Annotated in this window: 7 protein-coding genes; 2 read left to right on the forward strand and 5 right to left on the reverse strand. The window is 50.5% G+C overall.

The annotated features are described in order from the left end of the window. Window positions 1-887, reverse strand: an 887-nt coding sequence (locus tag ABEB26_RS09110) for a cellulose-binding domain-containing protein (RefSeq protein ID WP_345721663.1), incomplete at its 3' end; no start/stop codon positions are given. Between the two features lie 365 nt (window positions 888-1,252). Between ABEB26_RS09110 and ABEB26_RS09115 the strand changes: the two genes are divergently transcribed. Continuing rightward, a complete protein-coding gene (locus ABEB26_RS09115; RefSeq protein ID WP_345721664.1) occupies window positions 1,253-4,084 on the forward strand; it encodes a hybrid sensor histidine kinase/response regulator in 2,832 nt (943 codons plus the stop codon). A gap of 89 nt (window positions 4,085-4,173) precedes the next feature. Here the strand turns inward: ABEB26_RS09115 and ABEB26_RS09120 are convergent, their stop codons facing one another. The 3 genes from ABEB26_RS09120 to ABEB26_RS09130 all read right to left on the reverse strand — a co-directional run bounded on the left by ABEB26_RS09120 (window position 4,174) and on the right by ABEB26_RS09130 (window position 8,875). Then, window positions 4,174-7,002, reverse strand: coding sequence for a cellulose binding domain-containing protein (locus tag ABEB26_RS09120; protein WP_345721665.1), 2,829 nt, complete (start codon window positions 7,000-7,002; stop codon window positions 4,174-4,176). A 339-nt stretch (window positions 7,003-7,341) separates the two neighbouring features. After that, a complete protein-coding gene (locus tag ABEB26_RS09125) occupies window positions 7,342-7,887 on the reverse strand; it encodes an ATP-binding protein (RefSeq protein ID WP_345721666.1) in 546 nt (181 codons plus the stop codon). A gap of 67 nt (window positions 7,888-7,954) precedes the next feature. Then, window positions 7,955-8,875, reverse strand: a complete 921-nt coding sequence (locus ABEB26_RS09130; protein WP_345721667.1) for an alpha/beta hydrolase — start codon at window positions 8,873-8,875, stop codon at window positions 7,955-7,957. Window positions 8,876-9,169: 294 nt separating this feature from the next. Here ABEB26_RS09130 and ABEB26_RS09135 point away from each other — a divergent pair, with 294 nt between their 5' ends. Beyond that, window positions 9,170-10,846: a vWA domain-containing protein gene (locus tag ABEB26_RS09135; RefSeq protein WP_345721668.1), complete on the forward strand. Its 1,677-nt coding sequence runs from the start codon at window positions 9,170-9,172 to the stop codon at window positions 10,844-10,846. Between the two features lie 76 nt (window positions 10,847-10,922). Here ABEB26_RS09135 and ABEB26_RS09140 read toward each other — a convergent pair whose 3' ends face one another. Then, window positions 10,923-11,531: a pentapeptide repeat-containing protein gene (locus tag ABEB26_RS09140; RefSeq protein ID WP_345721669.1), complete on the reverse strand. Its 609-nt coding sequence runs from the start codon at window positions 11,529-11,531 to the stop codon at window positions 10,923-10,925. Between the last annotated feature and the right edge of the window lie 423 nt (window positions 11,532-11,954).

Below are 11,954 nucleotides of genomic sequence, written 5' to 3' on the forward strand. Positions count from 1 at the left end.
TCAAGGTGAGCGCGTAAGCCCATCGAGTCGCTGCTGCCAGCGATTGCGGCAATTCGGTCGAGCCACACGGAGGTTGGGTATGAGGCCACTTGGCGCATTTGTGAACCAAGCGTGCCACCAGTGGCATTAGCTTCGGCGTTCACCTGCGCAGCGTATTCACTGTTGATGTAGCCTTGTGCCCCCACAAATGGGTTGGCAACATGGATACCAGGCTCAGTGGTTGGCGCTGGCGTATTAGTTGGGCCAGTTGTACTGGTTGGAGGTGTGGTTGGAATCGTCGTATTGGTTGGGCGCGTGGTTGCGCTTGGAACTGGCGTATTCGTTGGAACATTTGTTGGGCCAGTTGTACTAGTTGGTGGCGTGGTTGGAACTGTCGTATTGGTTGGGCGCGTAGTTGCGCTTGGAACTGGTGTATTGGTTGGTGGTGTGGTTGGAACTGGTGTATTGGTTGGTGGTGTGGTTGGAAGAACGGTACCACCACAGGTTACACCATTGAGGGTAAAGACGGTTGGCTTGGCATTTGCCCCACTATAGCCAGCTTGGAAACCGAAGTTTACCGTGCCGCCAGTGCCGATGTTGCCATTCCAGCCTGCGTTGCTAACGCTCACATTCGCGCCGCTCTGCGCGACAACCCCACCCCAAAGATTGGAAATGGTTTGGTTGCCTGCGAACGACCAGCCGAGCGTCCAGCTTGAAACAGCTGAACCAGTGTTTTTAAGCGTTACATCGCCAATAAAACCGCTACCCCAATCGTTAGCAATGTTATAGACGACTTCGCAGCTTGTCGCTGCGGCGGTTGGTTTGGCATTTAGTTGGCCTAGGCCACTGCCAACCACGGCGGTCAAAAGAACAAGAATTAATCCACGGGAATTAAAGATCCGAGCCATCGAATTCGCCTCCTTGCGTAGTATGTGTACTCTTCATCGATTAAAACGCGCATGGTTTTATGTACACAAACAATTCATTGTCGTTCAACGTGGAAACTGCCTAAGAAGTGAACATCCTCCTTTGGAACCGGTCTCATTTAGCTAGCTTAATGTGGGTGAAATAGGCCTTGGGAGGGGAGGCGATGGCGTTGTTTGAGAGCGATCCCAAGACTGTTGTAAGAATGTTAAAGCTTTTAATTAATTTTGTCAATACTAAATCTTTAGAGTTTCTTAAGTTAATCCAGATCGCTAAAACCAGAATCGGTGGCAACGTTTTTGATACAATAGCAGCACACTTTTTAAGGCCAGACAAGGATCAGATTGCCATGCCAAATTCGCTACGACCCGCCGCGCCACGCATCGATCAAGCCACCATAACCAAGCTGCTGCATGAGTTTGATTGGAGCTCAACGCCACTTGGGGTAATCGATACTTGGCCAACTGCCATGCGCAGTATCGTTGATATGCTGCTGGCAGTTCCGGTCGCGATCGCAACGCTGTGGGGACAGCAAGGCATTATGATCTACAACGCTAGCTATGCTACTATCGCAGGCTCACGCCACCCCGAACTTTTTGGAATGCCAGTCACCGCAGCTTGGCCTGAAGCTGCCGATTTCAATCAGTCGATCCTTGATCAGGTCTTTGCTGGAAAAAGTCTTACCTACCAAAAACGCAACTTTATGTTGCAACGCAATGGCCGCAACGAACAAGTTTGGTTTGATCTCAGCTATAGCCCGATTTTTGACCAAAACGGCGAAATTCTGGGGGTCATGGCGCTGGTGGTCGAAATAACTGCCCAAGTTTTGGCTGAACAACAACGTCATCGCGCCGAAGAGCGCTTTCAATTGGCCTTGGATGCTGGCTTGCTGATCGGCACATGGGATTGGGATATCGTGGCCGATCGTTGTATTGTTGATCCGCGTTTTGCTGAATATTTTTCGCTTGATCCGGCCCTTGCCAGCCAAGGCGTGAGCGTCGAAGCCATGCTTGAAGCGATTCATCCCGACGATCAAGCCACAATTGGCCAATTAATTCAATCGGCAATTCACAGTGGCCAATCATATCGAGCTGAATATCGCGTGCTCCATCGTGACGGCGATTATCGCTGGGTCGAGGCTAATGGCTTTTGCATTTTTGAGCAAAATCAGCCGCAACGCTTTCCTGGGGTATTAATTGATATTACCGAGCGCAAGCGCCGCGAGGATGCCTTGGAGCATAGCGAAGCTCGCTTGCGGGCAATTTTCGATACCTTGCCTGTTGGCTTGGTTTTCGCCGAAACCCCGACTGGGAGGATCACCGATGGCAATGCCCATGTCGAGCAGATTTTGCGCCATCCTGTGCTGCCATCACCTGCGACCGAGGCCTACGGCGAATGGATTGCATACGATGAACACAATCAACTTGTGCCAATTGAAGAATATCCACTGGCGATTGCCGTCAAAACTGGTCAAGTTTCCGAGCGCGATTTTCACTATCAGCGGGGCGATGGCACCCGCGCTTGGATCAAGGTTATCGGCGGCCCTGTGCGTGATCTTGATAACACAATCACAGGTGGCTTGATCACAATCATCGATATTGACCGCGAAAAACGCGCCGAAAAACAACTGCAAGCGCTCAACAACGATCTAGAAGGCTTGGTCGCCCAACGTACCCGTGAGCGCGACCGAATTTGGCTGGTCAGTCAAGATCTGTTGGGCATTGCCGACCCAGCAGGCAATTGGCTGGCGATCAATCCTGCTTGGCAACGCACACTTGGCTGGGATGATAGCGATATTCTTGGGCGCACTAGCGAATGGCTTGAGCACCATGACGACCATGAACGTACACGCCAAGAGGTTGCCAAGCTGGTCAATGGCATTCCTACCAGCTATTTTGAAAATCGTTTTCGCGGTCGCGATGGCGAGTATCATTGGCTTTCGTGGACGGCAGTGTTGGATAATGGCTACCTCTATTGCGTTGCCCGTGATATTAGCAACGAAAAACAGCGCCAAGCTGAAATCGAACGAATGCAAACCCAATTACGGCAATCACAAAAAATGGAGGCGATTGGCCAACTCACAGGCGGCATCGCCCACGATTTCAACAATATTTTGACCAGCATTTTGGGTGGGCTAGATTTACTACAACGCCGCATCAACGTAGGTCGTTTCGATACGATTGAGCGCTATATTAACAGTGCAATCAAATCGGCTAAACGTGCTGCCGCATTAACCCAACGTTTATTAGCATTTTCGCGCCAGCAAGCGCTCGATGTTCAACCAATCAACATCAACAGTCTGATTCAATCACTCGACGATTTGCTCCAACGCAGCCTTGGCGAGCAAATTCAGGTTGCAACCAACCTCAGCGATGACGTTTGGCGGGTACGCACCGATGCCAATCAGCTTGAAAACGCCCTGCTCAACCTAGCGATCAACGCCCGCGATGCGATGCCCTACGGCGGAATTCTGACGATTAGCACCAGCAACATCGACGTGCAACAAGCAGATCAGCTACAACTTGACTCGCATGAATATGTGTTGATTGAAGTCATTGATACGGGCACTGGCATGAGTAATGAGGTGATTGAACGTGCTTTCGATCCATTTTTCACCACCAAGCCTTTAGGTCAAGGCACAGGTTTGGGTTTATCGATGATCTATGGCTTTATCAAACAAATTGGCGGGCATATTCACATTGAGAGCCAGCTTGAATATGGCACCAGCGTCAAGCTCTATTTACCGCGTGACCAAAGTGGGCTTGAGCATGGTTTTGCCGCCGAATCGGCTCAATCTCGCAGCATCGAGGGAGCCACAATTTTGGTGGTTGAAGATGATGAAGCAGTGCGTATGGTGTTAATCGATGTGCTGGACGAGTTGGGTTACCACACGCTTGAGGCCGAGGATGCCAGCAGTGCCTTGACCTTCTTCGAGCAACCAACACCAATTGATTTAGTAATTAGCGATATTGGTTTACCCAAAACCGATGGCTACGATTTGGCCCTCCAGCTTCGCCAGCGCTACCCAACCCTGCCAATTTTGCTCGTCAGTGGCTACACAGATCGAGTGGCAGTGCGTAGCGGCGAACTAGAAGCACATATGGAATTGCTCAGCAAACCATTTGAAATTACCGATTTGGCCAATAAAATTCACGATTTGCTGCAACAAAGCCACGAGTAAACTTGCCGCCTAGAAGCAAACTCACTTGTGGCCTTGAATCCAACATAAGCGAGCCTATCGCCTAGAAACAGGCTCGCTTGGCGATTTGGTTATGGCGCAACGCTACAAGCAACGCCATTCAAAACAAAGTTAGTTGGCACAGCATTTGTGCCATTATGACTAGCAATAAAGCCAAAGCTTTGCGTGCCATTGGTTGGAATATTGGCATTCCAATCGGCGCTATGCTTGGCCGTGACAGCTGAACCAGTTTGAGTCAGCACTGTATTCCAACTACTTATCACAGTTTGACCATTGGCAAAATTCCAAGTCAAGTTCCAACCACCACTAATCGGCGCTCCCAAATTGGTAATCGTTACACCACCAGTAAAAGCGGTATTCCATTGATTAACCGCATAGTTAATGCGGCAACCGCCAAGCGCTGGGGTTGAAGTTGGGGTGTAGGGCAAGCCGGTTGGCGTAATTGGGGTTGCGGTTGGCACGCGGGTCGCGGTTGGCGTTGGCGTATAGGGAATCGCGGTTGAAGTCAGCGGAGTAGCCGTTGGCACGCGAGTTGAGGTCGCGGTTGGCGGAACACTCGTTGCCGTCGGTGGTACACTGGTTGAAGTCGCGGTTGGTACACGCGTTGAAGTTGCCGTAGCAGGAGCTGGCGTATTGGTTGGGGTTGAGCCAGCAATATCACCATAAACAATCCCACGCCCATTCGTACCGATATAAACCCGCCCATAAATCCGTGGGTCGCCCGTAATGGTTTCATTGGTCGAGCCATATTGATGGTGATCATCGTTGATGCGCAGCCATGTTGTGCCGCCATCATCCGAGCGGAAGAAGCCTTCAACACCATCAATTGCCCCAGTAATGTAGATTGCTTGATAGCTCTGGCCGGGTGCAGCCTTGCCAAAACCAACGACATTAGCAACCTGCACTCCAGCAATGTTGCTGAATGTTGAGCCACCATCGGTTGAATGGAACAACCCATCTTGGCCACCAGCCAGCCACACATCACCTTCGATGCCTAAAACGGCCTCGATTTTGGCACTCTTGGTGGGCAAACCGGTTGCAACCGCCGTAAAGTTGCGGGCAGCATCAGTGCTGCGATAGAGCGTGCCATTGGCAATCCCATAGAAGGTTGTCGATTTTACTCGATCAGCAATCACGACTGCCCCAGCAGGAATACCGACACTCGCCGACCAACTATTACCACAGCCCATCGAGTAGCTGACCGGAGCAGTCGTCCCACTCCAAACAATCATCGAAGCATCAGCAGCCATGGCGATTTTGCCGCCGCCAACTGAGCCAGTTGGTTCACTGCCCGCATGCGACCAATTTTGGCCGCCATCCCACGAACAAGCTACCCGTTTGATCGTGCTGCCTTCGCCAACATAGCCCGTACGAGCCATCACGTTGGGTCGGGTTCCAGCGAAATCGATGCTGGTCGATGAGCCAAATTTGAGGCTAGCCGACCATGGTGGGGCGGTGGTGAGATCAGTATGGTAGAAACCAGCAATATCACCCAAGGCACTCACCAAGTGCACGCCTTCAGGTGGGCTGACCAATTCCAAAACTGCGGTCTCTTCAAGGCCATGGGCACGCACATCAAGCGCAACTGTGCCACCGGTATCCCAAGCGGTCAAATTATCGGTGCCATAAATCGTTGCGCCAGTGCCATACAACATACGGTCTGAATTGAATGGATCGATCTCAATATCACCGATCATCCAGCCTAATTTGGGCGCAACTTCGGGCGCAGTCGCATTGCCACCAAAATCGAGCCATGGCGCAGTGCTAATATCTTGGGTATAGCGGAAGGTACGTTCGGGATAATTGGCCCATGACCAGATGCCGCTCCATGTCGCGCCACCGTCGGTACTGCGATAAATCAAGGCATCAGGCCACCATGAATTGAGGCTGGTTACTAGCAATGTATTGGGATTTTGCGCATCAACCGCCAAGCCGCCATAGCCAAAATAATCGTCGGTGCTGCTCGAAGGAATTGGGCTGATATTCGTCCAAGTTTGGGTCGCGGTGTTATATTTCCAAACATCACCTTTGCTCCCATCGTAAGGGCCAGGTGTATCGCTGTAGGTGATGTAGAGCATGCCGTTTGAGGCCAAAGTAGCATGATGCGGCAAATAGCCAGCAGTTGGTTGGCCGGGTAATGCTGCCCAGGTTGCCCCGCCATCGGTGCTACGATAAATACTGGTGGTCGTATCGGCAACCCCAACATACATCGTTTGCGAAGCGCTGCCACTACTACCAGTCCGAGGATCAAAAGTTACCCACACCACCCCAATGCGGTCATTGAAATAGGGATCGGTATAGTTGCCAATCGCCGGAAAACTGGTAACTTGGGTCCATGTTGCACCATAATCAGTGCTGCGCCAGAGGCCTTGGCCACGTGTGCCGAGGTAAAGTACGCTATTTTTGTTAGGGTCAATCGCCAAACGTTCGCCCATCGAGCGGCCTGGCATATTGCCGCCAAGCTTAAATGGCAGGTCGGTGCGTGCCCACGAATTGCCTTTGTTGGTTGAGCGTAGAATCGCGCCGTTGGCCGAAGTCCAGTCGTTGGTATAGGTACCAGCGGCCAAATATACGCGGTTGGGGTCAACGGGGTCGGTCGCGAGGCTATCAATCCCAGTCCAGTTCCAATCGGTTGCACCAATCCAGTCAGTGAGGGGAATCCAGCGGTTCGTCGTGGGGTTCCAGCGGTATGCACCACCAATATCGGTGCGGGCATAGACCAAATCGCGTTCAGTTGGATTGTAAATAATGCCTGGGACAAAACCACCGCCAACAATCTCGACATTCGACCAATTGTATGGCTGACTACTTGCCGCCCGCGATTGCGGCACGGCCACCATCGCCTGAATTACGCCTGCAAACAGCACCACTACTGCTGCGGCCATCTTTAGCATTCGCATAGATGGGGTCTCCTTTGCACCCGGTTTTTGGTTACGATGTTTGGTTTAAAGCAGCAGGCAAGCACTGGCCATAACGACAAGCAGCATGGGCTTGACCTTTAATCAATATTAATTATGGAATCGGTTCCAAAAATACTCATAAATTAACCCTTAGTAAGCTCAATGGACGAATAAAACCTCCTTTGCCAAGTAGGTATTTGGGATCGGTCTCAAAAATTAAATTGCAATTAATCAAGCATCTTAGCTAAAAAAAGCAGTAAGTCAATACTAAAACTTTAGAGTTTATTAAAAAGACCTGCATGCGCAGACGATTCCAGCCATAATAGCGCCGATCTAGCGTTAGCGTTCGTCAGATCGGATTGTATCAAGGATCGCATCGACGGTCTGAGTGACATTCAAGTTACTCGTATCGAGCACAATCCATCCCTGATCAGGCGTATTTTGGCGGCATAAGTCCTGATACAGGCTCGCGATGACAGGCTGCCATTTTTGCCGATCAAATTGGCGATAGCGTTCATAGTTTCTTTCAATCACTCGTTCAAACGTTGGACAGAGCAAGATTTTATGCAATGCGCTCTGATCAGCTTGGGTAAACATCGCTTGGAGATCAGCCGAAACAAGCACATCATCAACAATCACGCTATATCCATGTTTCTGATACAACCCTGCCATCGTGCTGACGACTTCGCGGGCAAGCCGCAGTTGCTCGATCGCAGGCGGAGTCAAGACCGGAATCGGCTCAACCCGACCTGACACCACCCATGAACGTAGCTCATCGGTCGGGATATGCAAACTCAAGTTAAAGCGTTGCGCCAAATGCTGGGCAACAGTTGTTTTTCCGGAGCCAGGCGCACCTGTGATCACAATAATAGCGGCGTTCGCCATAAATCATTTCCTTATAGCTGAAAAGTGCTTTATCATTCCACTCACACCCAAACGGCTGCTAAGGGCACTAGCATTCAAGCCGAGCTTGGAGCCATGAATGAGCTTTGGCAATAAACGCTTGAGCCATCGCGCTATCAAAGGCCCAATTCTGAAAGCCATGTGGCCCGCCACCTACCACCTCAAACGTTACGTCAACTCCAGCTGCTTGCAAGTGCTCAGCATACAAACGATCTTCTTGATAAAACAAATCAATATCACCAACGCCAATCCAAGTTGGCGGCAAGCCTTGCAAATTTTCGCGCCGTGCAGGCACTGCATATGCTGGCATCGCGCCAACGCCAGGTTTAGCGGCCAAATAGGCCTGCCAACCGATCAGATTTTTGCGGTTATTCCAGACAAAATGGTCAATTGACGTTAATTCAGCATTGATAGTCGTGCGGTCATCAAGCATTGGGCAAAACAGCAATTGGGCCAGCGGCTGGATCGTACCCAGATCAACCAAGCGTTGCGCCAAACTTGCCGCCAAACCACCACCAGCACTTTCGCCACTCAGCACCACCCGCGATGGGTCAAGCCCTAGCATCGTGGCCTGTTGCTGAAGCCACTGCCAACCAGCCAAACAATCATCGAGCGGCGCAGGGAAAGGGTGTTCGGGAGCGAGCCGATATTCCACCGAAACCACCACAATCCCTAATCGTTGCGCCGTCGTGGCACACCATTGATCATCTTGCGAAGCCTGACCAATAATCATGCCGCCGCCGTGAATCCAAAAAAGTGCAGCGTTTGAGCGGCAAACAGCTGGACGATAGATGCGCACTGGGGGATTTAAATCGTTGCGTTGATCAACCGTCACTCCATCAAACTGCTTGGTAGGAATACGACTGCCCAACCAACGCACAAAACGCCGCCCCCAAGTGCTGCCCAACGGCAAGGGTGGAATTCGGCGAACATAGCGCTGTAATTCAGCAGCAACCATTGAAAGCTGCATCGATAACCCCTTTCAAACGTGGATTAATCCTAGTTCATAGCATTCTACTGGCGTTTTGTACAGTAAATGGCAGTGATTTACCAGCAAAAATCCCTTTTTTCGCCATTTCAGGCAGGTATGCTAAAGCTGGATCACCCAAAGGAGCAACCATTGCCAACGCGGTCAATTCGCACATCGCAGTTCGAAGAGCAGAGTATAAACCTACAGATACAAAAAGGGAACCAAAGAGGAGCAGGCAACGTTTGATTGGTGTGGTCCACAATGCATAATCAATTTAACCAAAAAGAGGATGTTATGCGACTAAAACGAAGCAGCATTGTGCTGATCGCCTTGATCATCAGCGCTTGTGGGGGAGAAGCGAGCCTACCAACGATCAATCCGCAACCACAACGGCCAGCACCGCAAACCCAGCCACCCATCAATGCTGATCAGCCAGCGCCTCAGCCAGAACCAACTGCCGCTGCTGAGCAGCCAGCACCAGCGCCTCAGCCAATGGCAACTCAAGCACCACTTGATGCCGCTGGAGCACCTTTGCCTGATGTACAGCAATTTCCAACGCAAGTGCCGCAACCAGGCGCTGCCTACCCAAACGAGCAAGATCAAGAAATCTTTGACTCGATGTATTTCCAAAATTATGGCACAAATCCATTCGTGCGCACCGAAACTGATTCATTGTCAACCTTTGCGATGGATATTGATAGTGCCTCGTACAGCCTAATGCGCAGCAGTATTAACCAAGGCCTCTTGCCACCAGCTGATTCAGTGCGGGTTGAAGAATATCTGAATGCCTTTGATTACGAGTATCCTCAGCCCGAAGATGGCGATTTTGCGATCTACAGCGAGGTAGCACCATCACCATTTGGTGGCCCCAACTACGAGTTGGTGCAAATTGGAATTCAGGCTCGCACGATCGAAGAAGCTGATCGCAAGCCTGCCGCCCTTACCTTTGTGATCGATACGTCTGGTTCGATGGCCCAAGGTGGTCGTTTGGAAATGGTCAAAAACGCCTTGATTTATTTGGCGGGGCAACTCGAACCCGACGATAGCTTGGCAATTGTGGCCTTTAACGATGGAATGCGAGTGGTATTAAACCCAACTTCGGGTGCAAATCAGATGGATATCATCACCGCAATCAACTCGCTTGAGCCAGCTGGCAGCACCAACGCCGAAGCTGGCCTATACAAAGGCTTTGAATTAGCTTGGCAAGCCTTTAAACCTAAAGGCATCAACCGAATTTTGCTCTGCTCGGATGGGGTAGCCAATAGCGGCATGACCGAACCAAGCCAACTACTGGCAACCTTCCAACAATATCTTGATGCAGGTGTGCAGCTTTCGACCTACGGCGTGGGCATGGGCAACTACAACGACATTTTGTTGGAGCAACTGGCCGACAAAGGCGATGGCAATTATGCCTATTTCGATTCAGCCGATGAAGCTCAACGTCTCTTTGGCGAGCAACTGACTGGCTCACTACAAACTATCGGGCGTGAGGCCAAAATCCAAGTTAATTTTGACCCAAATGTGGTTAAACGCTACCGCCTGATTGGCTATGAAAATCGCGCGGTCGCCGATAGTGACTTCCGCAACGACAGTGTTGATGGTGGCGAAGTTGGCACGGGCCATAGTGTGACAGCGCTGTATGAAATTAAGCGCCATCCTGAGGCCCAAGGCCCAATCGCCCAAGTTAATATTCGTTATGTCAGCATGGATACCAACGCGCCAGTTGAAGAAAGCTTGAATATTTCAACCGCGCAAATTCATAGCAGCTTTGATCGCGCCAGTCCGCGAATGCACTTGGCAACAAGTGTCGCCGAATACGCTGAACTATTACGCCATTCACGCTGGAATAATGGCACCGATATCCTTGATGTGCTTGATCTGGCTGAAGAAGCAGCGCTGGATTTGCCCAATAATCAAAGTGTGGTTGAATTTGTAAACCTGCTGCGGCGGGCTGAGCAGATGCACCAATAACTAAAATAATCAACGCCCGTTTCAGCAACTGAAATGGGCGTTGATTACCAGAATGCCAGTACAAAAACAATAGTACCTAGCAAGCAACCTCACGAGCGAGCAGATGGTCATCGAAAATCAAACCATGGTCAGCGCTATTCCAACCCAATGGCCACAAGGTTCCAGCGTTATAGCGAGCACCTTGGAGTTGAGCATCAGTCAGGGTAGCGTTGCGCAGATCAGCATCACGCAGATCAGCACCGCGCAAATCAGCGCCAGTGAAATTCAATTGTTGGCGAGCAGGGTGAGCCGATTGATTGGAGCGAACGCCAAACAAACTAGCATCAACCAAAATTGCGCCACAAAATTGAGCTTGGCTCAGGTTGGCCCCTGAGAGATCAGCATTGGTAAAATCAGCACCATCGCATTGAGCTTGATTCAGATTTGCATCACGGAAATCTGCAGCGACAGCAGCAACTCGATTGAGTCGAGCGCGATGAAAATTAGCGCGTTGAAGATTAGCGCTATTTAATTGGGCACGCACTAAATCAGCCAAGTTGAATTGAGTATCTGCCAATTGTGCATCACAAAAATCGTGGTGACGCAAGCGGGCAAATTGCATGTTGCTGCGATAGGCCGACGAAACGGGCGTTTGAACAGGGTGGTTTTGTACGTCCAAAACCAAAACATCGCGCTGGGTTGTCATAGCAGTCTACCTTCATTTAACATCGTGGTTAAAAGAGCAAGGGCGAATAATGATGAGCGTTGGGGTTTGCTATTAGCGCAAGCCTAAGCAAGAAGTATGCTCATCGTTCGGTGACCAAGCCAAAAGGTATCTAGAACTCCAGCTACGCTGTTGAATTCGAGGCATTGCAGGCAAGAATGAAACCAAAAGAGCAATTGTTTGGGTAATCATACCAACGCGGACTGATGAACGATTACGGTCTGGAAAGAAACAATACAACATGGTAACTCCAAACATCAGACGGTCAGGGTCTGAGGTAAGAATTTGGGTGTGTTTATGCCATATAAACACGGGCCGATAGAAATCCCGCCTCCGATAGCACCAACCACGCGTAGCCATAGCGTTGCTGCTGGCAGTAATCAGCGGTATATCACCCACAATCAC

Origin of the sequence: Herpetosiphon gulosus (assembly GCF_039545135.1) — a bacterium.
Taxonomy (GTDB): domain Bacteria; phylum Chloroflexota; class Chloroflexia; order Chloroflexales; family Herpetosiphonaceae; genus Herpetosiphon; species Herpetosiphon gulosus.